The 24811-nt window shown below is 49.2% G+C and carries 21 protein-coding genes and 2 pseudogenes; 12 read left to right on the top strand and 11 right to left on the bottom strand.

What is annotated here, in order from left to right; translation table 11 throughout:
• Nucleotides 1–163 precede the first annotated feature (163 nt).
• From minE to minC, 3 genes are read right to left on the bottom strand one after another with little or no spacing between them, the layout of a single operon-like run.
• On the bottom strand, nt 164–433 hold the full coding sequence (gene minE / locus GEAM_RS08950; RefSeq protein ID WP_034790696.1) for a cell division topological specificity factor MinE: 270 nt from the start codon (nt 431–433) through the stop codon (nt 164–166).
• Between the two features lie 3 nt (nt 434–436).
• The gene (gene minD, locus GEAM_RS08945; protein ID WP_034790694.1) at nt 437–1249 is read right to left on the bottom strand and encodes a septum site-determining protein MinD; all 813 of its coding nucleotides are present in this window, start codon (nt 1247–1249) and stop codon (nt 437–439) included.
• A gap of 24 nt (nt 1250–1273) precedes the next feature.
• Nucleotides 1274–1963: a septum site-determining protein MinC gene (gene minC / locus GEAM_RS08940; RefSeq protein WP_034790690.1), complete on the bottom strand. Its 690-nt coding sequence runs from the start codon at nt 1961–1963 to the stop codon at nt 1274–1276.
• A 136-nt stretch (nt 1964–2099) separates the two neighbouring features.
• On the opposite strand from minC, the gene GEAM_RS08935 reads away from it, so the two are divergent.
• The 4 genes from GEAM_RS08935 (at nt 2100) to GEAM_RS08920 (ending at nt 4897) form a co-directional block, all read left to right on the top strand.
• Nucleotides 2100–2372, top strand: a complete 273-nt coding sequence (locus tag GEAM_RS08935; protein WP_034790689.1) for a YcgL domain-containing protein — start codon at nt 2100–2102, stop codon at nt 2370–2372.
• 119 nt (nt 2373–2491) lie between these two features.
• Nucleotides 2492–3646 carry a lytic murein transglycosylase gene (locus tag GEAM_RS08930; protein ID WP_034790687.1) on the top strand — a complete coding sequence of 385 codons (1155 nt, stop codon included), beginning with the start codon at nt 2492–2494 and terminating at the stop codon, nt 3644–3646.
• A gap of 22 nt (nt 3647–3668) precedes the next feature.
• Entirely contained in the window at nt 3669–4325 is a 657-nt protein-coding gene (locus tag GEAM_RS08925) for a fumarylacetoacetate hydrolase family protein (protein WP_034790686.1), read from the top strand.
• 122 nt (nt 4326–4447) lie between these two features.
• Nucleotides 4448–4897 carry a YcgN family cysteine cluster protein gene (locus GEAM_RS08920; protein ID WP_034790685.1) on the top strand — a complete coding sequence of 150 codons (450 nt, stop codon included), beginning with the start codon at nt 4448–4450 and terminating at the stop codon, nt 4895–4897.
• Nucleotides 4898–4923: 26 nt separating this feature from the next.
• Here GEAM_RS08920 and GEAM_RS08915 read toward each other — a convergent pair.
• Nucleotides 4924–5455: pseudogene (locus GEAM_RS08915) on the bottom strand (tyrosine-type recombinase/integrase); the annotation flags it as partial.
• On the opposite strand from GEAM_RS08915, the pseudogene GEAM_RS22990 reads away from it, so the two are divergent.
• Nucleotides 5448–6218, top strand: a pseudogene (locus tag GEAM_RS22990) (host specificity factor TipJ family phage tail protein); the annotation flags it as partial. The pseudogenes GEAM_RS08915 and GEAM_RS22990 overlap by 8 nt on opposite strands.
• Before the next feature lie 57 nt (nt 6219–6275).
• On the top strand, nt 6276–8660 hold the full coding sequence (locus GEAM_RS23090; RefSeq protein WP_034790684.1) for an SGNH/GDSL hydrolase family protein: 2385 nt from the start codon (nt 6276–6278) through the stop codon (nt 8658–8660).
• Nucleotides 8661–8692: 32 nt separating this feature from the next.
• Here the strand turns inward: GEAM_RS23090 and GEAM_RS08900 are convergent, their stop codons facing one another.
• A complete protein-coding gene (locus tag GEAM_RS08900; protein ID WP_034790683.1) occupies nt 8693–9772 on the bottom strand; it encodes a hypothetical protein in 1080 nt (359 codons plus the stop codon).
• 9 nt (nt 9773–9781) lie between these two features.
• Nucleotides 9782–11140 (bottom strand): MBOAT family O-acyltransferase, encoded by a 1359-nt coding sequence (locus tag GEAM_RS08895; RefSeq protein ID WP_244956611.1) that lies wholly within the window; start codon nt 11138–11140, stop codon nt 9782–9784.
• A 410-nt stretch (nt 11141–11550) separates the two neighbouring features.
• Here GEAM_RS08895 and GEAM_RS08890 point away from each other — a divergent pair, with 410 nt between their 5' ends.
• Both GEAM_RS08890 and GEAM_RS08885 read left to right on the top strand, forming a co-directional pair.
• Nucleotides 11551–12072, top strand: coding sequence for a HumD family translesion DNA polymerase (locus GEAM_RS08890; RefSeq protein WP_244956610.1), 522 nt, complete (start codon nt 11551–11553; stop codon nt 12070–12072).
• Between the two features lie 842 nt (nt 12073–12914).
• A complete protein-coding gene (locus GEAM_RS08885; protein WP_034790681.1) occupies nt 12915–13352 on the top strand; it encodes a hypothetical protein in 438 nt (145 codons plus the stop codon).
• Nucleotides 13353–13424: 72 nt separating this feature from the next.
• Here GEAM_RS08885 and dsbB read toward each other — a convergent pair whose 3' ends face one another.
• On the bottom strand, nt 13425–13955 hold the full coding sequence (gene dsbB / locus GEAM_RS08880) for a disulfide bond formation protein DsbB (RefSeq protein WP_034790680.1): 531 nt from the start codon (nt 13953–13955) through the stop codon (nt 13425–13427).
• A 193-nt stretch (nt 13956–14148) separates the two neighbouring features.
• Entirely contained in the window at nt 14149–15720 is a 1572-nt protein-coding gene (gene nhaB, locus GEAM_RS08875; protein WP_034790679.1) for a sodium/proton antiporter NhaB, read from the bottom strand.
• A 242-nt stretch (nt 15721–15962) separates the two neighbouring features.
• Between nhaB and fadR the strand changes: the two genes are divergently transcribed.
• The gene (gene fadR, locus GEAM_RS08870) at nt 15963–16682 is read left to right on the top strand and encodes a fatty acid metabolism transcriptional regulator FadR (RefSeq protein WP_034790678.1); all 720 of its coding nucleotides are present in this window, start codon (nt 15963–15965) and stop codon (nt 16680–16682) included.
• A 91-nt stretch (nt 16683–16773) separates the two neighbouring features.
• On the opposite strand, the gene GEAM_RS08865 is transcribed toward fadR, so the two are convergent.
• Nucleotides 16774–18309, bottom strand: coding sequence for a SpoVR family protein (locus GEAM_RS08865; RefSeq protein WP_034790677.1), 1536 nt, complete (start codon nt 18307–18309; stop codon nt 16774–16776).
• A 546-nt stretch (nt 18310–18855) separates the two neighbouring features.
• Between GEAM_RS08865 and GEAM_RS08860 the strand changes: the two genes are divergently transcribed.
• Both GEAM_RS08860 and dadX read left to right on the top strand, forming a co-directional pair.
• Complete coding sequence (locus GEAM_RS08860) at nt 18856–20157, top strand: D-amino acid dehydrogenase (RefSeq protein WP_034790676.1); 1302 nt, start codon at nt 18856–18858, stop codon at nt 20155–20157.
• Nucleotides 20158–20233: 76 nt separating this feature from the next.
• Complete coding sequence (dadX, locus tag GEAM_RS08855; RefSeq protein WP_034790675.1) at nt 20234–21307, top strand: catabolic alanine racemase DadX; 1074 nt, start codon at nt 20234–20236, stop codon at nt 21305–21307.
• A gap of 22 nt (nt 21308–21329) precedes the next feature.
• On the opposite strand, the gene GEAM_RS08850 is transcribed toward dadX, so the two are convergent.
• Together GEAM_RS08850 and nadE are read right to left on the bottom strand one after the other, a co-directional pair.
• A complete protein-coding gene (locus GEAM_RS08850; RefSeq protein ID WP_034790786.1) occupies nt 21330–22520 on the bottom strand; it encodes a multidrug effflux MFS transporter in 1191 nt (396 codons plus the stop codon).
• A gap of 152 nt (nt 22521–22672) precedes the next feature.
• A complete protein-coding gene (gene nadE, locus GEAM_RS08845; protein WP_034790674.1) occupies nt 22673–23503 on the bottom strand; it encodes an ammonia-dependent NAD(+) synthetase in 831 nt (276 codons plus the stop codon).
• A gap of 507 nt (nt 23504–24010) precedes the next feature.
• Between nadE and GEAM_RS08840 the strand changes: the two genes are divergently transcribed.
• Nucleotides 24011–24775: a DUF481 domain-containing protein gene (locus GEAM_RS08840; RefSeq protein ID WP_034790673.1), complete on the top strand. Its 765-nt coding sequence runs from the start codon at nt 24011–24013 to the stop codon at nt 24773–24775.
• Nucleotides 24776–24811 lie beyond the last annotated feature (36 nt).

Here is a 24811-nt window from a genome sequence, read left to right as displayed (position 1 = left end):
GTAACTAAGAATGGGACAACTCTCATTCGACATTTTGTGGCAATAAAGCGGAATAAAAAGGGCGGGGCAAAGAGTAACGTGTATAAATATACAGTTACCCCCTGACGAACAGGGGGCAGCTATTTTGAAGCAAACGCCTTCAAACAGAACATGTCCATCTCTGTCATTTAGGCGCTTCTTCCGTGTCCGGCAGCGTCACGTTAAGCTCAAGTACCGAGATATCGTCACCTTTCTGCTCAAACTGCACGTTGAGCATTTCAGGGTCAATCTGAATGTACTTACAGATGACCGCTAAAATATCACGCTTCAGATCTGGCAAATATGCGGGTTCACTGTCCCCGCGGCGTCGCTCTGCTACGATGATCTGTAGCCGTTCCTTGGCTATATTGGCTGTCGGCTTTTTACGGGACAGAAAGAAATCTAACAAGGCCATGGTTTATCCCCCAAAAAGGCGTTTCAGGAAACTCTTCTTCTCTTCCTCAATAAAACGGAACGCACGTTCTTCACCAAGCAAACGGCTGACGGTGTCGTCGTACGCCTTACCTGCGTCAGATTCCTGATCCAGAATTACCGGCTCACCTTGGTTAGAGGCACGCAGTACAGACTGATCTTCAGGAATAACGCCGACCAACGGAATGCGAAGGATTTCAAGCACATCTTCCATGCTCAGCATGTCACCACGGCTTACACGGCCTGGGTTGTAGCGAGTCAGAAGCAGGTGTTCTTTGATTGGATCTAAGCCTTGCTCAGCGCGGCGGGATTTCGAGGACAAAATACCTAAAATGCGATCGGAGTCACGCACAGAAGAGACTTCTGGGTTGGTGGTGATCACAGCTTCGTCAGCGAAATACAACGCCATCAGGGCGCCGGTTTCGATACCCGCCGGTGAGTCACAGACCACGAAATCGAATTCCATGTCGTTCAGGTCGTTAAGAATTTTCTCTACGCCTTCACGAGTCAATGCGTCTTTGTCACGAGTTTGGGAAGCAGGAAGAATGAACAGGTTGTCAGTGCGTTTATCTTTGATAAGCGCTTGATTCAACGTGGCATCACCTTGGATCACGTTAACAAAATCATAAACAACGCGGCGTTCACAGCCCATGATCAGGTCAAGGTTACGCAAACCGATATCGAAGTCGATAACAACGGTTTTTTTACCTTTTTGAGCTAGACCGGTAGCAATGGCTGCGCTTGAAGTGGTCTTGCCAACGCCCCCTTTACCCGATGTAACAACTATAATGCGTGCCATGAAAGGATTCCTTGTCAAAAGGGCTTAGTTTAAAGGTTGTATGGTTAACACGTTATCTAACAGGCTGAGGCGTGCTGCCTGTCCATAATAGTCGGACGGGATTTGGTCACTCAACCAGTACTGCCCTGCGATAGAGACTAGCTCAGCCCCCAGATGCGTGCAAAATATCTGACAGTTTGCATCACCTGCGGCACCGGCCAGCGCACGGCCGCGCATCATGCCATATATGTGGATGTTACCATCGGCAATAAGTTCCGCACCGGCGCTCACACTGCTGGTCACAATGAGATCGCTGTTACGGGCATAAATTTGTTGGCCAGACCGGATAGGAGTACTGATGATCCGGGTTTTTGCTGGCGCATTGTCTGGTACAACAGGAGCAGGCGGCTCGGCGGCTACGCGTTGGGCACGGCCTTCACTCAGCAGCGGCAAGCCGGTGCGAGAGATGGCGCGCTTCTGGCGCTCGTCTTTACAACCACTGATGCCCACAACGCGAAAACCAGCAGAAGCGACAGCCTGTTGAATGTCTTTCCAGTTCGCTTCGCCAGTCAGCGCAGCGACGTTGATAACAACAGGGGCATTTTTCAGAAAAGCAGGAGCTTGCTCCACTTTTTCTTGTAACGCCTGATAAATAACCTCAGGTTGTGAACTATGTAAATGAACAACCGATAAGGTAAAACTGCTGCCTTTTAGTTCTATTGGCGATTGTGACATCTATCCTGACTCAGTCTCAGCAACTTTTAATCCCCGGAATACCACTCGGGGGGCGATATTCCGATGTACGTTAAGCATGTTATAGTTACAGTTATATCTAGGCAAGCCACCGTTTCAATAAATTAGAGTTAAAAAAATGCTTTGTGCGATCTATAGAAGTACCAAACGTGACCAGACTTACCTGTATGTCGAAAAAAAAGACGATTTCTCTCGCGTTCCAGAGGAATTATTACAGGGTTTCGGCCAACCGCAGTTCTCCATGTCGATTAATCTGGCGCAAAGAGAAAAGTTAGCCACCGCCGATATTGAGAAAGTAAAACAATCACTCCTTGAGCAGGGCTATTATTTGCAAGTGCCACCGCCAATGGAAAGTTTATTGAATATGCATTTGCAAAACGGCGAAAAATAAAGCGAATACTTTCCTTTCGGGTAGGTTTTTGTAAATTCAGAGCTGTCGGGTTGCATTCATCTTCTGGCTCATTCAGGTTGTAAACAACCTGTAAGTGCTTTGATAAAAGGAACAGATTGATGAAATTGTCGGTACTGGCTGTGCTTATTACCAGCGTTACGCTAAGCGGATGTGCTAAGGAAAGTGTTGCTACGCCCGCGTCTCCGGCGGCCCAAGCGCCTGCTGCTCAGGCTCCTGCTGCTGAAAAACCGGCAAAAACCACGCTGGCCGAGCAGGGGCGTGACCCGGCTGAATTCCCCGGCTATGTGGAGCAGCTGAAAACTCAGGCTCGCCAGCAGGGGATCAGTCAGGCGACTATCGACAGCGCCTTTGCCAATGTGCACTTTATCGATCGGGTGATTAACTCCGACCGCAACCAGCTCGAAAAGAAAATCACCCTCGACGATTACCTCAAGCGCGTTCTGCCTGAAGCCAAAATCGAGCAGGGCCGCATCAACTACCAGCAAAACCTTCCTGCCTTAACTCAGGCCAGCCAGCGTTACGGCGTGCAGCCGCAATACATCGTTGCGCTGTGGGCGATGGAGAGTAACTTCGGCAAGATTCAGGGTAAAGAAGATGTCTTCTCGGCACTCGCCACCTTGGCATTTGAAGGTCGCCGCGAAGCCTTCTTTACTAAAGAGCTGATGGCGGCGTTGAAAATCGTCGACTCCGGCCACGCGACCAGCGATATGATGAAAGGCTCGTGGGCGGGCGCGATGGGCCAGTCGCAGTTTATGCCATCCTCTTACCTGAACTATGGTGCAGATGGCGACGGCGACGGCAAAATCGATATTTGGAATAATACCGACGACGTCTTTGCCTCTACCGCTAACTATCTCTCTACCGAAGGCTGGAAAGCCAACCAGAGCTGGGGGCAAGAAGTGAAACTGCCTGCTGGCTTTGATGCCAGCAAAACCGGCCTGAAGAACAATCAGATGCATCCGGCCAGTTACTGGAAGCAGCTGGGTGTGACTCAAGCGGATGGCAGCCCGCTGGCTTCTAACGCCACCCGCGCATGGATTATCACCCCAGATGACCTTCAAGGCCGCGCCTTCCTGGTCTATGATAATTTCCGCACAATCATGCGTTGGAACCGTTCGACCTATTTCGCATTGAGCATCGGCATGATGGCAGACGCCGTCACGCAACAATCGCAGGCTGCACCGGCTGAGCAAAACTCAGCGCCGGATGCTAGCTCTCCGGCGCCGACGGGGCGTAATCCCTTTGGCGGCTGACTGACATTTTCAGGAGTTTCCCATGTATCAACACCGTGACTGGAATGGTGCATTACTTGATTTTCCGGTGAATAAAGTGGTGTGTGTTGGCAGCAACTACGCCGACCACATTAAAGAGATGGGCAGTCAGGTCGCGCCCGAGCCGGTGCTGTTTATCAAACCGGAAACCGCGCTGTGCGACATTCGCCAGCCGATTGCTATTCCGCAGAACTTAGGCTCGGTGCATCACGAAGTGGAGCTGGCGGTGCTGATTGGCACGCCACTTAAGCAAGCCAGTGAAGATCGCGTGGCCAACGCCATTGCCGGTTACGGCGTTGCGCTGGACCTAACCCTGCGTGACCTGCAAGCAGGCTTTAAGAAGGCGGGGCAGCCGTGGGAAAAAGCCAAAGGTTTCGACGGCTCTTGCCCAATCAGCGGTTTTATTCCCGTGAGTGAGTTCGGTGATGCCCAGTCGGCTGACCTTCAGCTGATTGTGAATAATGAAGTGCGCCAGAGCGGCAATACGCAGGATATGCTGACCAAGATCCTGCCACTGATCGCCTATATGAGCCGTTTCTTCACGCTGCGCGCGGGAGATATCATTCTCACCGGCACGCCACAGGGTGTCGGCCCGATGGCGGTTGGCGACACCATTCAGGTGGCGGTTAACGGCAAGTCGGTAACGACTCGCGTTATCTAACGCTTTCTGATCTACCTCAAGACAGTGGGTCGCCCGGAGACATTTCGGGCGGCTTTACTTGCATCTCTGCACTAAAGTGTTTATATAAGCCCCCTCATTTTATACTTGAACCGGATGCCACCATGACTGAACCCAACTTTTGGCAGAAAAAAACGCTGCCTGAAATGACCGACGAAGAGTGGGAAGCGTTGTGCGACGGTTGTGGGCAATGCTGCCTGCACAAGCTGATTGACGAAGACACCGATGAAATCTATTTCACCAACGTGGCCTGCAATCAGTTAAACATTAAGTCCTGCCAATGCCGCAATTACGAGCGTCGTTTCACGCTGGAAGAGGATTGCATCAAACTCACCCGTGAAAACCTCACCACCTTCGACTGGTTGCCACCGACCTGCGCGTATCGCCTGATAGGTGAGGGCAAGCCGCTATTCCCCTGGCACCCACTGCTGCATAAATCATCTAAATCCGCCATGCACACCGAGCGAATTTCCGTGCGCTACATCGCCGTCCGCGAAGATGACGTCGAGGACTGGCAGGATCACATCTTAAATAAACCGAGTTGGGCGAAGTAACTACCTGAAGTAATTGAAGAACTTCATCACTGTGATATTGCGCGGGGCATATAAGGGGCATCACCCGTAAATCCTGCGTTCAAAATATCCATCTGATTGCTGTTGTTTACGCTCATCCACTTTCCGTAAACGCTGCACACCATCTGCGAAGAGGTGTGTACCCATTTGATTTGCTACAAAGTTCGGGTTGGCCCCAGCACTCAATGCCCAGCATGCAAAAGTGAGCCTTGTTTCGTATGCCTTGCGATGACGAATACCAGCCTTTTTCAAGGCAAAATTCCAAGTACCGCTAAACGCACCGGGAGAGTACCATTCTCCGCCTTTTCCACTTCTTGCCGATAGGTGAGGGGAGAACACAAAGGTGCAATCATCTTTTTGAATTCTGCCAAATTCTCGAAGGTGAGCATCTACCTTTATTTGCCTCCCCATCCTCGTTAAAGCCATTTGCTCCTTCAGCGCCTCGATAGCAGAGTTCGTCAACTTGATAGTTCTGTTGCCGCTCTCTGTTTTCGGTGGCGTGAAGTGATTAACAACGGCCATATTTCGGGTGATGGTTAACCCTGACGTCGAGCCACTGGTAGACGCCCTGTTCAAGCAACTCAAGCAGGTCGTCCCCGCAGCAACGCAGACAAACCTGCACACCCCAGATGACGAAAGCGCGGCAAAGAAGCAATAGATTGTGGCATTTGCTGAGAATGGAATCCGTAGCCGTGAGCAGCTGTCGGCAGGTATGCAGTTTGCCCGCGCCAGTGGCACACCGTTCGGGCCTTCGCCGGGGCAATTCATCGAATGGTGCAAGAAGGGCGCTCACAAGGCTGCCGGACTGCCTGACAGGGCCATCAAGGAGGCGAGGAGGCTTCTTTACTCTCGCATATCAGCCGGAATTACCGCGCTTGCGGACGGCGAGTGGGTGAATGTTGGTGAGATGATTCAGGTTTCGGACATGTACGACACAAACCAGCAGGATGGCTACATTACTGAAAGGCTGGGTGATCAGTTTGATACCAGTGAAAGAATCAAATTTGATGGTGAGATGTATGTCGTTGTTACGGATAGCACTGGCACCCCAACCCAGAGAGTAAGAGCTTACCCAAGGCCAGATACTGATTTTGGGTTTATAGCTTCCGTTCCAAGCATATCATTGAATATATGGGACGGAGTTAACGTCCAGTCACCTTCAAGATTCATCATTGCAACTCAAGTGGAGATGGATGCTACGAAGTGGGTGATCACCGAAAAGCGCCCAAATTCAGACGGCACAACCGGACTGACAGCATCAGAATACAGCGATGCAATGTACGATTACGTAGTTACTGAATAGCAGACCTCTTAACCGCAACAAGCCAGCCTCAGGGTTGGCTTTTTTTATGGAAAAATTATGGCTACCACACCAACTAGCAACCCAATTCCTTCCGAAGCACCTCAAGACCTAAAATTCAATGCCGGTAAAATTGATGAATTCGTTACATCTGATAGCCAGTATTACATTGACAGATTCAGAGTAAATCGTCGTACAATTAACGGAATTAACTTCGATTCAAATCAGGCAATTCTGAATTATGGCTATATCACGAAGGATTCTTTTGAGGATGGCAGCACCCTTAGCCTTGCTAACGAGTGCTTACGCTGGAAGAGCAACGGCGAGTACTACCGGTGGGACGGAACATTCCCCAAAGTAGTACCCGCTGGCGCTACTCCTGATAGTGCTGGCGGCGTGGGTAAAGGAAAATGGGTAGGGGTGGGAGATGGCGCACTTCGCTCTGCTCTAAAAGGCCCGGCAGGTACAGACTTAATAAAAGGCACAAAAAATGCTGGTAACGCTGTATCAAGGTCCCTTACAGATATTTTGTCTGACCGAATTTCTATTTATGATTTTGGTGGAAAGGATGATTTTGACGGCACGAACACAAACAGTGCGACCAATAACAGAAATGCGTTTGCGGCATACTTCTCTTATCTAAATTCAATTGGAGGGGGAGACCTTTGTTTAAAGAAAACGCTTGGCGGTACTGGTAAGTATTTTATCAGCGGAGATGACGCCACCCAAGCCAACTCACCAGTAAGGATCGTTGCCGATGAGGGCGTGTCAATTCATTTGACGTTTTCAGGAGGCCCAGAAAATAGTCCACTAGTAAAAACAGGACTTAAATCAAACATCCAAATCCCGATTCATTACCTTAACTTTGGGTTTGGAACATTCATCGGTGTGAATGTTCAAAAGCAACTTGGAGAAATACTTCCCACGCTAAATAATGGCGACGGGGTTTACACGATACCAGTCTCACTCAGTGGAAATAATGATTTTCGCGCTATACGGCTTAGTAATATCAATGCAACCATATCACCAACCAGCACAGCATCAGATAGTATTGTTATTCCAGGTGGTGGGGTTCCAACAGCAGCAGTAACAGATGCAAAAAATGGCGAAGAGGTATTGGCATTAATATCATCACCTCCATCCGGAGTTTTCTTTGCAGGAGTAATAACCAGTAAAGGATATGCCTATTTTGCTCAGGATTCTGGAACGCAGCTAGTAAAATTAGTAGATAGCACTGAGGGAATGACAAATATTCTTTCTGGTACCCCTTATGCCCTAATGAATCAGCAGCGCGATAATTTTAACAATGCAATTGTTTCCGTAAAGGTTACTTCAGCTCGATCATTCTCCATGCTAGTTAACGGGCTTGTCATTGGTAGTTACACAACTAGAAGCTCAATCCAAGGGGTATGCTTTGGCGCTGAGAATATTAACGATAATATTTCGGTGTCGCAGATGACAAAAATTGTTGGTCAGTCATTCGCAGGCTCTAAACCTTTAAAGCTAATAGTCGTTGGAGATAGTATATCGGATACTAGTGTCCAATATTCTCACGCAAAATACCTGCAAATGATCCTTGGCAGTGCAGGAATAAATATTGCAGAGATAAACAATATTGCTACATCTGGTGAAAATGCAGCACAGCAATATTCCAAGCTGCAATCTGTTGGTTCTGGTTACGATATTTGCATGATTCAAATAGGCGTGAATGATGTTCAAGGCAGCACCTCATTTTCCAGTTTCGTTAGCACGATCAAGGGAATGGTAAACTATGCAAAAAGCATTGGGGCGCAGCCAATAGTTGGCATACCTACATCTTTCTATTCAAAAGCAGAAGCTTCAGCCAATGGGCAGTCTGGTGGTCAGAATACGCTAAATAATAATAGTCTTCATACCTATAGAGCACTCCTAATTAGGGCTGTATCTGAAGCAGGCGGCTTGCTGAATATGGAGCCAATGAAATCCTATGGAGCAATGACAGCAAAATGGTTGAGCCTCACCCCTTACGCTGTAAGCGATAGCATTGTTGTGGATAACATCCATCCTTCCCCTTATGGATCAATGTTGCTAGCGCAAGGATGGGCAAGGTCTATAATTGGTTACTTGTGCAGGCCAAACACTACTAATTCAGAAAGTTTTGAGAGTATGCCTACTGGATGGCTTAGTTCTGGATTTGGCCTTATTGCAGTTCCTGAAGTCAAGGGAAGGGAGTTCTCAGGGGCTATAAGTCTTCATGCAACAAATAATAATGATGGCGCCGTAGCTTTCAAGCTACCCCCATCCTTCAAGGTTGAAAAAGTAAAAACATTCCCTGTAACTGGAATGAACGCTTCAGGATTGCCATCAGGTGTTTGCAACATGTATGTGGGGACAAATGGAAATTGTTATTTCTTCAATATTGCATCTGGAACCACGCAGATTTCCCTAGATGGTGTAAAGATTTAATAAATAAGCGGGACAATCGTCCCGCCTTCTCATCAATGATATGGCGTTTTGCTTTCCATCTCTAAAACTACAGCCCTGAAGTTTTGGCTGTCATCATACCCCCCCTTCCCATTTATTACCGTGTTCAGGCAATCTCCAAGTAATTTGCTCCTAATTTTTGCACCATAACCGTTTGTGTGATATGCGGAATCCATGAAATATCTATTCCCTAGATTAGCTGCGCTAGGCGAGCAGCGCATATCTAAGCCAGATGAAGCAAGTAATGATTTAATTTTATTTAAGCTTGCCATTGTTTCTGGCGTGTCGGTGTCAAAGCCGGGGTTTCGCATGCTGACTGGCCATGTGAGAATAAATTCTCCATTATTTTTCTTAACGTAACTCTTAATTTCAAGCAATACCTTTAGAGAGTGTGCTGATATTTTATCTAAATTAGAGGAATAATTAAAACTACCATTTTCAATGTTATCAAAAACGGTCTTTTCGTTGGTTATATAATTTATATCTCCAGACCGGTCTAAGCTTTTATAGCTATATCCGTTGTAAGACCCATCAGCTGAATTATACCTATCTTTAACAGTATCGATGGAATCAACATAACCTTTATCTACAGATTTGTATCCTTCATAAAGCCTCTTTGGTGTTACGTTAGATAAAAATTTTACGTAATCATATAATGATAAGGATGACAAATAGTCATGACCCCATGCAGTCATGTTGTTAACTGACCAGTCTGTAGGTTTTCCTGTGGTATTGTAATACTCATATTCCAGTGGCATTACTACAACATCGCCTTTCTTCATGTATTTCTTAATAATGTATTCATGATAATCAAGATCTAATCCTGCATGCGTTCCCATGTTTATAACAGGCAAACCAACTGTTTTGCTTATCATTTCCCCATTAATTGAAAATAGACTGTTTGATCCACTAACTACTAATATCTTTCTCGATTTAATATTATTTGCAGCAATGTCTTTAAACTGATAGGCATTTACCAGCCACCACTCTGCGGCTACCTGCTTACCTGCTTGTTTATTAAATGCGTACAGAAAAGCAGTGCAAAAGCACATTATTATTGCGAAAAAAACAAATACTCCTTTTTTATAATTCATATAACACCGTCAGAAATTAAAATAAATGAAAGAGCCGGGTGCTGCTCCACCTAGGGAAACTATAATTGCAATGCATAGCCCGAGGGAATAAATAGCAGGTCTGAGAATGTCAGTAACAAACCCTACTTGTTTGCTTTTTGCTGATTCGACTATTGAGTTAGTATTAAATGGAATTAAGCAGATTAAAACTGCCATCAGGCAAGCTGCCAGCATAAACATACCATCGTGTTGTGACTGTAGTAGTAATGATTCTGCAAAAGGCTGGTTGAATATTACGCCTTTTTCAGATGAAAAATGCATAGGGAACATTTTATAAAGAATATTTCTTGCATCAGTTAAATTTTCTGTTCTAAAGAAAATCCAAGTGATATTGACATAATTGAATGTTATAAACCAACCCAGAACGGCCGGCATCTTAAATCCACTTTGTGACCAATACCTATGAACTACAAGGCCTACTCCATGAAGAGCTCCCCAAGCTAAAAAATTCCATCCAGCTCCATGCCAAAATCCACCGATAAGAAATGTTAAAAAAAGATTTATGTATGTTCTGATATCTCCTTTTCTATTTCCCCCTAGCGGAATGTACACGAAATTCCTTAGCCAAGTAGATAGCGTTATATGCCAGCGCCGCCAGAAATCTTGCAGATCTGTTGCTTTGTACGGTGAGTTAAAGTTGATTGGCAGTATCACTCCAAACAACAATGCTGACCCTATTGCCATGTCTGTGTAGCCGGAGAAATCGAAATATAATTGCATTGTATAAGACAGGCTTGTAACCCATGAATCTATGGTGCTAATTGTTGATAGGTTAATGTAACCCTGATCAGCAATTGAGCCAAAGTATGACGCCATTACTATTTTTTTAAAAAGCCCAGCGCTAAATATAAATATAGCAGGAGCAAAATACCTCCCTATATATGACTCCCTGTTATTTAATTGTCTGCTTATAACCTCATAGTCGGTGATTGGGCCTGATATTAATTTTGGGAAGAATAAAATATAGGCACAATAGTCCACTGGGCCTAAATTTGATGTCTGTTTTCTATATACACTAACAGCTAGTGATATTTGCTGGAATGTGTAGAAGCTAATAGCTAAAGGTGCAATTATATCTATATGAGGAATATTTAAGTTTAATGCTGTGTCAATATTTTGCGAAAAGAAATTAAAGTATTTAAAATATCCCAAGCATGCAACGTTAAATATAATGGAGGAGTACAATCCAAGCTTTGCATTTCTATTGAGAACTATGGTCAAGAGGGCATAGTTTAATATAATTGATAAAATTAAGAATGGGATAAATTGGTAGGTAAAGAATGTATAGAAGTATAAGCTTGTAGTGCATACCCACAATTTAGATGCCAATATGCTAAACCGCCTAAGTAGCAAGTACATTAATACTGATATCGGCAAGAATATGACCGAGTATTCTAAAGAGTTAAAAAGCATCAAAACACCCCATTTAATTACAAAATCTGATTACATAGTTAAAATAAATCAGAAATACTATTGAGGTTTATGATTATACGTAAGGATATTTGGATTTACAAAAACTCACTTCCCAATACAAAAAACTCGCGCTTATGCTGTATGCATGAACAGTGTTTTAAGGTGAGTTATGAGCAGACGATATGAAATTGACGCAGCATTCAAAGCTGCAATCAAAATAAGCGAGAAGGGGCGACGCACGGTCGCTACTGAGGATTTCTGTGCCCAATTGGGGAAAGCGAATTGCCGCTGGGGATTGAAGGAGGCAAACCAGTGGATCGAGATGTATGTCAGCACATTCCGGGATGTTTCAGAAACGGACGGAGAACGCCGAGTTTTCATGTTTTACAATCCAAACGGAGGGCGTTGATAAGGGACTCCCATTTTCAGCTGCTGATTACGCAACCAGCCGGCTAACCCCGAACGACGTGTGCCATTGGTCTAACTATCCGGGCCAATACCTAATGCGTTCCGCGACATCAAGCTGGCGCGCCGGTATCAAGAAAGACGCGCTGCTAATCATCGACTCAGCCCGCAAGCCTTGTGACGGCAGCATTGTCGTCGCTGAGGTATGCGGGGAGTTCTTGCTGAAGCGTATGCGTTTTCATCCGATCCTGTGCCTTGCTGATTTAGACCAGCCAGACGATGTGACGCTGATTGACGGCGGAGACTGGGAAGGAGAGGAGACGATTATTTTCGGAGTGGTGCCGCACGTGATCAACGACATGACGACGGAAGAGTTCGATGATAGTCTGCTGATGGGAAGTTACATACTTCAACGGGGATTGATTGGATGGATGGGTGGTTAATAAGCTTTCGAGTGAGTGAAAAGCCTTGGGGGCATATACGGGGCAAAAAATTACCGCAAACCGGCATTACTACGTCAATCGTAGGTGCCATGTTTGCGGTAATACTCTGATTTAACCTTGATTCAATCCCACTTCACAACACTTCGTTAATTCGCCGCCTATTATGAATAAACCGAGTTGGGCGAAGTAACTACGCAAGGTGATGAAATTGCACAGTAATTTCATCACTTATCTACCACTCATCCTCCCCAGACCTCCACTAATTACTCCCCCTAGACTCCCGACACTTCCCTCGCAAATTCTCAAGTGCCGAAGGCGCTATTGGTGCGGTCATCATCTGGCGGTAGTTGAAGCACTCGCTGGTCTCTGCTTGGCCTTTATTGAAATAGGTTGGTGCTTTGGCTGGCTGCTTGTCGGCACATCCTGCGAGGGCTAATAGGGGAAGCATGGCGCTAAGTAGAAGCAGTTTCATGGTCACTCACCGAGGCTATGGATTGGCAGGATATTTTAGCAAGTGATGAGCTTTGAGCAAAAACGAAAAGGCCCTGAGTGTTCGAAAACAGCTCAGGGCCTACCAATCATTGCTACATGAAGTGGACGGCGATTATGTCTAAAGCTAATCAATTAGTAAACAACTAAAACGCTGAGTGATAGGTGTTTTTTTTGCAGGCAATCTCGCCAGCAGGCTTGCTCAAGAAATCGGCGATTGGCGCTTTTTCTGGCAGAATTTTGTGAAAAATCGGCGATCCGCGTTTGATGCATTGCCTTCGCTCACCTCGCTGCTATGATTCGACTATCAATTTTTTGTAGATCAATTGGTTCGTCAATTCAGGAAAACCAAAATGAAAAAAACTTTTATCGCATTGGCCGTGCTGATGCTCGCCGGTTGTGCGAAGAATCCCTATCAGGCAGCGCCGCAGGTGATTCAGTCTGCGGTGATCACTCAGACCGATCCGCGCCTGAAACTAGAAGCCAATCCGGAAGCGGAAAAGGGCAAAACGCGGGTGAGATTGCACCGTGCCGACCAGTGGACGCTGGTGCCTTTCGAGAGAACTTGCCCGCTGTATGTGCGCGTGGACAATAAAGTCGTGGCAGCTTTGCAGTTTAACGAATATGTCGACCTTAACCTGATCAACGGCAAAAGAGATGTGAAGGTGAGTCTGGCCTGTACTCTGACCGGTCGTTCGGCAGAAGCGGTGATCAACGCAGACGGCACGCCGCAGGAATATGAAACTGACAGCGGTTGGTATGGCCAACTGCGTTTGTGGCGCACCAAGTGATCGCAAGTGTATAAACGTAAGCAATAAAAAAGGCGCCTTAGGCGCCTTTTTCGTTAATGCAGAATCGGGTTATTAGCGAGTGAACAGGTCACGGCGTTTTGGTTTAACGAACTGCGCGATCAATACCAGCAGAGCGATAACCATAAACACGCTGAACACCACCACTAACCACTGTGGCATACCCAGAGTCAGGAATTCCCACTGTTTCTCTGCACAGTCACCGGTAGCAACGAACACCGACGGCAACCATTTGTCGAGAGGCAACCAGCTTGGGAAGCGGGCGGCGAAGTCACAGGTGGCGAACGGAGAAGGATGGAGCTGAATCATGGTGTGTTCCCATGACAGGCGGATCCCTTCGTAGGCGCTGTAAATCCAAATCAAAATACCGGCATAACGCAACCAGGTCGAGGGTGCGATTGCACCAACAATTCCGGCCCCCAATACGCCAAACAGTGCGCAACGCTCGTAAATACACATTACGCAAGGTTGTAATAACATGACGTGTTGGAAATAAAGAGCAACCAGTTCTAACACTAGTGCAGTCAACGCTAACAGCAGCCATGCACCGCGGCCCTGAGAACAGCGGTTTAGATATTGCAACATAGTTTTGTTTCCATGCAGTAAGCAACTGCCAAGCAGTGTAAACGAATTCACATTTGCTGCCAGCCTGCCGAATTAAAATTCATGTAAAAAATAGCAGTAAAAACACACACTTTTTCATTCTGTCAGAGTGTTTACATTTCACAGAATGCCTGAACATTTTTCCCGCCGATATCTTTTCTTTATTCCCGCACGTTTAACGCAGGATTTCTTTGATATCGGGCAGGGTTATCAAATGCATATCGATAAACCACTGCGTTAATTCTGGCAAAAGATATTGCACGCACAGCCAGCCGACCAGCGTCATCACAATTGTGTAAGGCAGGGCCATCCACACCATCCGCCCGTAAGACAGGCGAATCAGCGGCGCTAAAGCCGAAGTGAGCAAGAACAGGAAGGCGGCCTGACCGTTAGGCGTGGCTACCGACGGCAAATTGGTGCCGGTATTAATGGCGACTGCCAACAGCTGAAACTGCTCCAGCGAGATAGCGCCATTTTGCAGCGCGGCTTTGGCCTCATTGATATACACCGTGCCGACAAACACGTTGTCGGAAACCGAAGAGAGCAAGCCGTTAAATAGATAGAACAGCGACAGCTGGTTGGCCGGCTCGGCACGCAATACAAAGTGGATGATTGGGCTGAAGAGGTGCTGCTCAATAATTACCGCGACCACGGCGAAAAACACCGTCAGCAGGGCGGTGAAAGGCAACGCGTCCTGAAAAGCCTTGCCGATAGCGTGTTCATCGGTCACGCCGCACAGGGCGGTGGCGAAAATAATCACTGACAGGCCAATCAGTCCCACTTCCGCCAGATGAAAGGCCAACGCGATAATCAGCCAGACGCCAATCACCGCCTGTACCGCAAGCTTAATGCGCTCCTGTTTATCCCTTTTGGCGGCGTTTTGCAGGTCGTATTTTTTCAGGATCTCAAACACGCTGGCGGGAAGGGCCGCACCATAGCCAAACACCTTAAAGCGCTCCACCAGAAAGCAGACCAGCAGCCCGCAGAAAAACACCGGGACCGATACCGGCGAGACGCGCAGGGCGAAGTCGGCGAACTGCCAGCCCGCAGATTTAGCAATGATCAGGTTTTGCGGCTCACCCACCATGGTCATCACGCCGCCCAGCGCGGTGCCTACGCCCGCGTGCATCATCAGGCTGCGCAAGAAGGCGCGGAACTGTTCCAACGTCTGCTGGTGCTGTTGGGAGTCAATGAAGCCACTGTCGTCATTGACGTCGGCCTGATCCCCGCCGTTGGAGGCCACGCGGTGGTAAATGGAGTAGAACCCAACCGAAACGCTGATCACCACCGCCACCACGGTTAAGGCATCTAAGAAGGCAGAAAGAAAGGCCGCGGCGAGACAGAAGGCCAGAGAGAGGGCGGTTTTACTGCGAATATTCAGCAGCAGCTTGGTAAACACGTAGAGCAGCAGCTGCTTCATAAAGTAGATGCCAGCGACCATAAAGATCAGCAGCAAAATCACTTCCAGATTGGAAAAGACCTGCTCTTTAATTCTCTCCGCGCTGGTCATGCCAATCATCACGGCTTCAATCGCCAGCAGGCCGCCGGGCTGTAACGGGTAGCATTTTAGCGCCATGCCGAGGGTGAAAATAAACTCAATTACCAACAGCCACCCAGCGAGAAAGGGACTGACCAGAAAATAGATAATAGGGTTAAGGATCAGGAAGCCAATAATAGTTAATTTGTACCAATCGGGAGACTGGCCGAGGAAGTTTTTGACGAACGCGCGTCGAAAAGTCATGTCCATGGTAAGGACTTCTCCATTTTTGTAATGCAGCAAAATCAACTGACTAGGCTAGGTAATTCCACTCAGCAATGCGAGTCAAATTGCATAAATAAGGTGTTAACTGCTTAAATATAGGAAAATTTTGACGACCTATGCACAGTTTCACTATAAGTTCAGAAAGGTCGCTATAACATGCCATTTACGTCTGGTATGATGAGCTGAATTATATCGCCAATAAAAGTCCTAAACGGAACGTAAAAAACATGGTTATTAAGGCGCAGAGTCCTGCCGGTTTCGCCGAAGAGTACATTATAGAAAGTATCTGGAACAGCCGCTTCCCACCGGGATCAATCCTTCCCGCTGAACGCGAACTTTCAGAGTTAATTGGCGTGACGCGCACCACATTGCGTGAGGTTTTACAACGGCTTGCACGTGACGGCTGGCTGACCATTCAGCACGGTAAACCGACCAAAGTGAATAACTTCTGGGAGACGTCGGGGCTGAATATCCTCGAAACTCTGGCTCGTTTAGACCACGCCAGCGTCCCGCAGTTGATTGATAACCTGTTATCAGTTCGCACCAACATTGCGACCATCTTTATCCGCCGCGCAATGCGCAAAAACCCGGAAGAGACTCAGCAAGTTCTGGCCAAGGCGCAGGAGGTTTCTGACAATGCTGAAGCCTTTATGGAACTGGACTACGGCATTTTCCGCGGTTTGGCTTTCGCCTCCGGCAACCCGATTTATGGTTTGATTATTAATGGCTTGCGCGGTTTATACACCCGCGTTGGTCGCTATTACTTCTCCAATGCTGAAGCGCGTAAACTGGCGATTGCCTTCTATCAGCGTCTGTCACGCATTTGCGATGAGAAGAGCTACGATCAGGTGGTTGACTGCGTGCGCGAATATGGCCGCCAAAGTGGTGAAATCTGGCATAGTATGCAAGGCACCATGCCGGGCGATTTGACCGACAAAAAACGTTAATCTCGCCGCATAGCGATGTTATCAGCAGTAAAAGAAAAGGGCGCTTAGGCGCCCTTTTTGCTGGATGAGATTGGGTCAAGAGGGAAGAAAGTTAAAGCGGCGTCGGGCGCGGCGGGCAGCGCTCAAGCAGCTCGACACTGCCATCCTCATTCAACTGCTCCATAAACACGTCAAAGCCCCACAGGCGGTGAATGTGCTTCATCACTTCGCGGCGGCTCTTATCAAGCGGGGCGCGGTCTTGCGGGATGTAGCGCAGCGTCAGTGAACGGTCGCCGCGTAAATCCACATTCCACACTTGGATATTCGGCTCATGGTGGCTCAGGTTATACTGCGCCGACAGCTCCTCGCGTATCGCCCTATAGCCCTCTTCATTGTGAATAGCGGCGATTTCCAGATAATTATTCCGGTCATCATCCAGCACGGTAAACAGCTTGAAGTCGCGCATCACTTTTGGCGATAAGAACTGGCTAATAAAGCTTTCGTCTTTAAAATCGCGCATCGCAAAATGCAGGGTGTCGAGCCAGTCCGAACCGGCGATATCCGGGAACCAATACCTGTCCTCTTCGGTCGGCGACTGACAGATACGCTTCAGGTCTTGGAACATGGCGAAGCCCAGCGCGTAAGGGTTTATGCCACTGTAGTACGGGCTGTTATAGGGCGGCTGGAACACCACATTGGTATGGCTGTGCAGGAATTCCAGAATGAATTTGTCCGACACTTTGCCTTCGTCATACAGGTGATTGAGGATGGTGTAGTGCCAGAAAGTTGCCCAGCCCTCGTTCATCACCTGAGTCTGTTTCTGTGGATAGAAATATTGGCTGATCTTACGCACGATGCGCAAAATCTCGCGCTGCCACGGCTCGAGCAGCGGGGCATTTTTCTCCATAAAGTAGAGAATGTTTTCCTGCGGCTCGGAAGGGAAACGGCGAGCCTGCTCCGGCGCGTCCACACTGTCTTTACGCGGCAGCGTCTTCCACAGCGAGTTCACTTGGCTCTGCAAATAGGCTTCGCGGCTCTCCTGACGGGCTTTCTCTTCCTGTAATGAAATCTTCTGCGGGCGTTTATAGCGATCGACGCCGTAGTTCATCAGCGCGTGGCAGGAGTCGAGCAGGCGCTCCACCTCCTCAACGCCGTAACGCTCCTCGCACTGGCTGATGTAACGGCGTGCAAACAGCAGATAATCGACAATCGAGCTGGCGTCGGTCCAACTGCGGAACAGGTAATTATTTTTGAAGAACGAGTTGTGCCCATAGCAGGCGTGCGCCATCACCAGCGCCTGCATGGTCATGGTGTTCTCTTCCATCAAATAGGCGATACAAGGGTTGGAATTAATGACGATTTCATAGGCCAGACCCTGCTGCCCCTGCTTATAGCGCTGCTCGGTTTCGATAAACTTCTTACCGAACGACCAGTGCGTATAGTTGATGGGCATGCCGATGCTGGAATAGGCATCCATCATCTGTTCGGAGGTGATGACTTCAATTTGATGCGGATAAGTATCAAGTCGGTAAGACTTCGCGACCCGGTCAATCTCTTCGAGATAGGTCTGCAATAGATCAAACGTCCAGTCCGGTCCATCGCTCAGACGCTGGTCTGCCATTTTAAAATCTTGGGTCTTTGTCGTCATAAGCCGCACCCTCATTCAGTTACGGACGCAACAGAGTGTTTGATTCAGAACTGTTTATTACGAAATTTGTGCGCCCATAGATAATCGTAGCTCAATCTGTTGGTTATGCAGATAGCGCTGGTTTAATAAGCATGAAATATTGCTATCAAGCCGACAGCTTCATCAAACGCTTATGGCAGAAAACAGTCAATCGCTACGATGAATTCAGACAATATTTCCAACAACTCAATCTTTAGATGATTGTTCTGCAAAATTGCCTTTTGTTTGGTTTTAAATAACAAAAATAATCTCGGGTTAAGTGCTCGTGCTGAAAGTGACGGTTTAAGGCGACTGCCGCAATATGGCGCTGCTTTGAACTGCACGGGGCTTGGGGTGAGGGGATATTGTTATTTTTTTGTGACTGTTGAAAAATAGCGGTAGATACAGGATAAATAATTGTGAAATTCATCACGGTTGTCGCCGCAGGTGTTGGCAATTGGCCGCTGTCAGGTTAGTTTCCGGTTCACAGAATATTATGCTTTATATTGCCTTTTATTGGAGTCGAGTATGCGCGTGGTTATTTTGGGCAGTGGAGTGGTTGGTGTTGCCAGTGCCTGGTATTTGGCGAAGGCCGGACATCAGGTGACGGTCATTGACAGACAATCCGGACCGGCGGAAGAGACCAGCGCGGGCAATGCCGGGCAGATCTCTCCCGGCTACGCTGCCCCTTGGGCCGCGCCCGGTGTGCCATTAAAGGCGATTAAGTGGATGTTCCAACGCCACGCGCCGCTGGCCATTCGCCTCGATGGCAGCAGCTTCCAACTGAAATGGATGTGGCAGATGCTGCGTAACTGCAACATGGATCACTACCAGACCAATAAAAGCCGCATGGTAAGGCTGGCTGAGTATAGTCGCGACTGCCTGAAAGCGCTGCGCGAAGAGACCGGCATTCAGTACGAAGGCCGTCAGGGCGGCACATTACAGCTGTTCCGTACCGCCCAGCAGTTTGAAAGCGCGTCTAAAGACATTGCCGTGCTGGAAGAGGCGGGCGTGCCTTACCAACTGCTGGAATCCAGCCAACTGGCGACCGTTGAGCCAGCGTTGGCACAGGTCGCCCACAAGCTGACCGGCGGCCTGCGCCTGCCTAATGATGAAACCGGCGACTGCCAGCTGTTCACTCGCCAACTGGCTGAGATGGCGCGTCAGGCGGGCGTGGTGTTTGAATTTAACCGCAGCGTCGACAAGCTGTTGGTGGAAAATGGTCAGGTGACGGGCGTGCAGTGCGGCGCGGAAGTGGTCAAAGGTGACGCCTACGTGGTGGCTTTCGGCTCTTACTCGACGGCGCTGCTGAAAGATTTAGTCTCGATCCCAGTTTATCCGCTGAAAGGCTACTCGCTGACGATTCCCATCACTGACCCGGCCTCCGCGCCGTTCTCCACCGTGCTGGATGAAACCTACAAAATCGCTATCACACGTTTTGACGACCGAATTCGCGTTGGCGGCATGGCGGAGATCGTCGGCTTCAATACCCAGTTGGCGAAGGCTCGCCGCGAAACGCTGGAGATGGTGGTGCGCGACCTCTACCCGAACGGCGGTAATGTGGAGCAAGCTTCGTTCTGGACCGGCCTGCGCCCAATGACCCCAGACGGCACGCCAATCGTTGGCAAAACGCGCCTGAAAAATCTCTACCTGAATACCGGCCACGGCACGCTCGGGTGGACCATGGCCTGTGGCTCCGGCCAGCTGCTTTCAGACATCATCACCGGAGTGACACCGGCTATTCCGGCCGACGATTTAGCCGTTGAGCGCTACAGCCCGGACTTCGCCACGACCCATCCCAACATTCATAAAATGCATCCTATCGGTTAATAGCTGATTTTAATTTTTGAGCCGGTCAGCAGAGGTTGTAGGAAGACCGGCTCATTGATTCGCCTCTGGAGAGAGTATGCCACGCCCGATTTCCGCTACGTTGTCACTTTCTGCGTTATCCAATAATTTGCAGGTTATCCGCCGTTTCGCGCCCCACAGCAAGGTCTGGTCGGTGGTCAAAGCCAATGCTTATGGCCACGGCGTCGAGCATGTGCTGCAAGGCTTATCTTCAACCGACGGTTTTGGATTGCTCGATTTTAAAGAGGCCATTTTGCTGCGCGAGTCAGGATGGCAGGGGCCGATCCTGCTGCTGGAAGGCTTCTTCTCACCAGCCGATCTTGAAGCCATTGACCAGTATCGCCTTACTACCGCCGTACACAGCGATTGGCAGATTGACGCCATCAAGCAGGCCAAGCCTAGTGCGCCAATCAATGTTTATCTGAAGATTAACAGCGGTATGAATCGTCTGGGCTTCAAGCCGGAAAGGGTTGAAGCCGCGTGGCACGCGTTGAAAGCCTTGCCTCAGGTGGGGGAAATCACCCTGATGAGCCACTTTGCCCACGCCGACGGGCCGGAAGGCGTCGAGGGGCAGATGGCGCAGATCCTTGCCGCCGGGGCGAACATCTCGGGCCCGAGATCGCTGGCCAACTCTGCTGCGACACTGTGGTATCCCGACACCCATTATGACTGGATCCGTCCGGGCATTATTCTTTATGGCGCGTCGCCGAGTGGCAAATGGCGGGATATCGCCGACAGCGGGCTGAAACCGGTGATGACCCTGAGTACCGAAATTATCGGCACTCAGCAATTGCAGGCGGGTGACCGCGTTGGCTACAGCGGCCGCTATCGCGCGTCGGGCGAGCAGCGAATAGGTATTATTGCCTGTGGCTATGCCGACGGCTATCCGCGTCACGCACCGAGCGGCACGCCGGTGTGGGTGGATGGCGTGATGACGCAAACTGTGGGCACGGTGTCGATGGATATGATTATGGTTGACCTGACGCCTTGCCCGCAGGCCGCGATTGGTTCGAAAGTGGAACTGTGGGGAGCCAACTTGCCGGTGGATGATGTGGCGACCGTGGCTGGCACTCTGGGCTATGAGCTGTTGTCAGCCCTAGCCCCCAGAGTCCCAGTCACAATAGTAGAATAAATCGGGTAGCCTGACTCTGTGGTTAACCGAGGCGGGTCAAGCGGCCCGCCGATTTCTTACTGGCGCGACGTGCTAACAGCGCCAGACAGCCTCCCGCCAGCATCACCAGCGCTAAACTCAGTTTCGGCTGAAGTGGCAAAGCCATGGCGATAAAGCCAAACAGCGCGCCGCCTGCCATCTGCACAGAACCCACCAAGGCCGATGCCACGCCCGCTTCATTTGAAAATGGCTCCAGCGCGTAGCTGGTGGCCGGGCCAATCAAGAAAGCTAAACCGGCGCAGGCGCTGGCTACTGGCAGCATGTAGAGCCAAGTGGCGTGTTGCTGCTCTGGGGCGATAAGGGTCAAGCCCGCCACTAAGCCCGCGCAGCCGAGGAACATCAACAATGCGCCTGAGGCCAAACAGGCCGGGCGTCCCACCTTCTGAATGATGCGGTTCGCGATAAAGCTGACCGCCATGATCCAAAATCCGTTAGCGCCGAAAACCAGCGAAAACTCGAACGGCGTCAGTCCTGCCTGACTCATCAGAACCGTCGGAGCCAGTGAGACATAAGTCAGTGCCATGCCCATCGCACCGGCGTTAACCGCGGCGAAGGTGATGAAGCGTTTGTTGAACAGGATCCGCGCGTACTGTTTGAACGGCAAGCCGCCGGACTGGGTGTCGGCAGGGCGCGTCTCCGGCAGTTTGAACAGCACCAGAGCCAGAATCAGCAGACTATAGCCGCACAGTGCCCAGAACGGCGCGCGCCAGCCAAAGAACTGGGCAATCAGCCCGCCAATCAGCGGAGCTAAGGCCGGAATGATGTTCAGCGTGCCGTTGAGGAAGCCGTAGGCGCGGGCCGCGTCATCGCCACTCATTCGGTCTCGCACGCTGCTGAACACCACCACTGAGGTACAGCACACCGCCAGCCCTTGGATCACGCGGGAGAACATAAACATAAATGCCGTCTCAGCCGTCGCGGCGACAATGGCGCCGGCCAAATAGACGATCACGCCAATAATGGCGATCGGGCGGCGGCCGTAGCGGTCAACCAATGGCCCGGCAATCAGCTGCCCCAGTCCCATCACTAAAATAAACAGTGAAATAGAAGATTGGATAATGGCTTCAGCGCTGTTCAATCCCTTGGCAATCGCCGGGATAGCAGGGAGATAAAGGTCAATCCCCAAAGGTCCAAGCAGGACCAGCGTTAACAGCAGGAAAAGGAATTTTTGCATATAAAACATCACAGTCCGTGTTCGAAGGGAGGCTAAGGGTAATGATTTCGACTGGCGATGGAAAGGAATTGTTAAATAATTATAGATGGATTGCTGGATAAAAAAACGGACACCCTGAGGTGCCCGTGATGCTGCCACTTGGCGTTAGAGGCTTATTTCTTTTTCCAGAAATCATCAAACACGGTGACCGGCGGCTGGCGCTTGTGCTCAGTGCGCAGATACCAGCCTTCGATGGTTGACGCGGCTTTCTCGTCAATGGTTTTGCCTTCCAGATAGTCGTCAATCAGCTCATAGGTGACGCCAAGGGCGACTTCATCCGGCAGCGAAGGGCGGTTCTCTTCCAAATCGGCGGTTGGCGCTTTGGTGTAGAGGTGCTCAGGGCAGCCGAGGTGCTTGAGTAGCGCTTTGCCCTGACGTTTGTTCAGACGGAAAATTGGGTTGATGTCGGTGCCGCCGTCGCCGTACTTGGTGAAGAAGCCGGTTACCGCTTCCGCCGCGTGGTCGGTGCCGACTACTACGCCTTTTTTCATGCCAGCGATGCTGTATTGCGCCTTCATGCGTTCGCGGGCTTTCTCATTACCTTTGATGAAATCGCTTAATTCAATGCCGATTTCACGCAGGGTGGCTTCGCTCGCTAATACCGCATTTTTGATATTTACGGTGAATACCTGATCAGGTTTGATAAAGTCGATGGCATCAATGCAGTCTGATTCATCGGCCTGTACGCCGTAAGGCAGGCGCACGGCGATGAACTGATAGCTCTCATCTGAGGTTTCCGCACGTAATTCACTAATTGCCGTTTGGCAAAGTTTACCGGTAAGAGTAGAATCCTGCCCGCCGCTGATGCCCAGTACCAGTGATTTAATAAAGGGATGGGCCAGCAAATAACTTTTTAGAAAATCGACGCTGGTGCGAACTTCTTGTGCCGCGTCAATTTGCGGTTTGACGTGCAAAGCCTGAATGATTTCTTGTTGTAAAGCCATGACCACTCCTCCTGAAGGCAGCCGTCGAGGAACTCGCGGCGCAATAAGATATTTTCAACAGGTCTAAAGCTAACTCGCCTCGTTCAAAAGGACAAGACAGCGCATTCGGTTCGGCCGAAATCTGTGCATTCTTGTAGTAGGAAAAATTGAACGCCCGAAAAGGGAAGCGAGTTAAAACAGATTTCAAGGGCGCAAGCTCGGAATATGGAAACAAATTGTAATGATTACGTTTGGTTCTATTTCAGGAAATATTTGTCACTCGGAACAGTCTAAAAAGTCCCGCTAAAAAAGGATATCAGCACTTTTGTGCTGTATATTCATTGCGGGTTTTTACCAAGGTTGTATTAGTTCGTGCGCTATTGAAGGGATTTGCCAGCTTTGCTTAAAGGACCTAAATGAACGGCAAAGTTATTTCGATATGCAGTTATCTCAGTGTGTAGGGGTTCTAAAGGCAAATTACCTTGGGCCACCTGGCACTATTTGCCTTAAGTCGATTGGGGAAGCAAAATGTTTTTTCGGGTTGTTCGTCGTTTACCAGCTTGCGCAGTAGTGTGCGGAGCTGCGCTGTTCAGTATTTCAAGTCTGGCAGACACCACTATTTTCACCGCGCTGGATGATCCTGCTACGGCGAAAAAGCCGTTTGAAGGCAATATTCAGGCGGGTTATACCGCGCAAACCGGTAACACCACTAACTCATCTCTGAGCGCTGACACCACCATGACGTGGTTCAACACCAATACGGCTAACAGTATCTGGGGTTCAGCACGCAACACCTCTTCTTCCGGTGTGCGTTCATCCGAGAAATATCAGGCTGGTGCACGTAGCCGCTACAATCTGGATGACAATAACTACGTGTTCGGTCAGGGCAGCTGGTTGAGCGACCGTTATAACGGTTACCGCGCGCGTGACGTCGGCACCATCGGTTACGGTCGTCAGATCTGGAGCGGTCCGGTACACACGCTGAACCTGGAAGCAGGTCCGGGTGTACGTCACGATGAGTTCGAGCAGGGCGGTAACTCCACCCGTGCTTTGGCTTACGCCTCTGGCGCTTACAGCTACAAAATCAGCGACACGGCTAAATTTACTCAGGGCCTGTCAGTATTAGCGAACGACGAAACCACCTATAACTCAGAGACGGCGTTGACGGTTGCTATCAACACCCACTTCTCTCTGAAACTGGCTTACGACGTGACTTACAACACCAAACCACCAGCCAGTGCGCCGGATAAAACCGACACTGTGACCTCAATCAATCTGGTCTACGGTTTATAAGTTCGTCATTAATAAGCTACCCCAGTTTATTAAGTC

Source organism: Ewingella americana ATCC 33852 (assembly GCF_000735345.1).
In the GTDB taxonomy this organism is placed as follows: domain Bacteria; phylum Pseudomonadota; class Gammaproteobacteria; order Enterobacterales; family Enterobacteriaceae; genus Ewingella; species Ewingella americana.
This window is presented reverse-complemented; position numbering and strand designations above follow the sequence as displayed.

Coding starts and splice junctions, on each gene's coding strand:
- GEAM_RS08935 (WP_034790689.1), top strand. CDS start 2,100: ATGCTTTGTGCGATCTATAGAAGTACCAAACGTGACCAGACTTACCTG.
- GEAM_RS08900 (WP_034790683.1), bottom strand. CDS start 9,772: ATGAATTATAAAAAAGGAGTATTTGTTTTTTTCGCAATAATAATGTGC.
- nhaB (WP_034790679.1), bottom strand. CDS start 15,720: ATGGACATGACTTTTCGACGCGCGTTCGTCAAAAACTTCCTCGGCCAG.
- minC (WP_034790690.1), bottom strand. CDS start 1,963: ATGTCACAATCGCCAATAGAACTAAAAGGCAGCAGTTTTACCTTATCG.
- GEAM_RS23090 (WP_034790684.1), top strand. CDS start 6,276: ATGGCTACCACACCAACTAGCAACCCAATTCCTTCCGAAGCACCTCAA.
- fadR (WP_034790678.1), top strand. CDS start 15,963: ATGGTTATTAAGGCGCAGAGTCCTGCCGGTTTCGCCGAAGAGTACATT.
- dadX (WP_034790675.1), top strand. CDS start 20,234: ATGCCACGCCCGATTTCCGCTACGTTGTCACTTTCTGCGTTATCCAAT.
- GEAM_RS08920 (WP_034790685.1), top strand. CDS start 4,448: ATGACTGAACCCAACTTTTGGCAGAAAAAAACGCTGCCTGAAATGACC.
- dsbB (WP_034790680.1), bottom strand. CDS start 13,955: ATGTTGCAATATCTAAACCGCTGTTCTCAGGGCCGCGGTGCATGGCTG.
- nadE (WP_034790674.1), bottom strand. CDS start 23,503: ATGGCTTTACAACAAGAAATCATTCAGGCTTTGCACGTCAAACCGCAA.
- GEAM_RS08930 (WP_034790687.1), top strand. CDS start 2,492: ATGAAATTGTCGGTACTGGCTGTGCTTATTACCAGCGTTACGCTAAGC.
- GEAM_RS08925 (WP_034790686.1), top strand. CDS start 3,669: ATGTATCAACACCGTGACTGGAATGGTGCATTACTTGATTTTCCGGTG.
- minD (WP_034790694.1), bottom strand. CDS start 1,249: ATGGCACGCATTATAGTTGTTACATCGGGTAAAGGGGGCGTTGGCAAG.
- GEAM_RS08885 (WP_034790681.1), top strand. CDS start 12,915: ATGAAAAAAACTTTTATCGCATTGGCCGTGCTGATGCTCGCCGGTTGT.
- minE (WP_034790696.1), bottom strand. CDS start 433: ATGGCCTTGTTAGATTTCTTTCTGTCCCGTAAAAAGCCGACAGCCAAT.
- GEAM_RS08840 (WP_034790673.1), top strand. CDS start 24,011: ATGTTTTTTCGGGTTGTTCGTCGTTTACCAGCTTGCGCAGTAGTGTGC.
- GEAM_RS08860 (WP_034790676.1), top strand. CDS start 18,856: ATGCGCGTGGTTATTTTGGGCAGTGGAGTGGTTGGTGTTGCCAGTGCC.
- GEAM_RS08890 (WP_244956610.1), top strand. CDS start 11,551: ATGTCAGCACATTCCGGGATGTTTCAGAAACGGACGGAGAACGCCGAG.
- GEAM_RS08865 (WP_034790677.1), bottom strand. CDS start 18,309: ATGACGACAAAGACCCAAGATTTTAAAATGGCAGACCAGCGTCTGAGC.
- GEAM_RS08850 (WP_034790786.1), bottom strand. CDS start 22,520: ATGCAAAAATTCCTTTTCCTGCTGTTAACGCTGGTCCTGCTTGGACCT.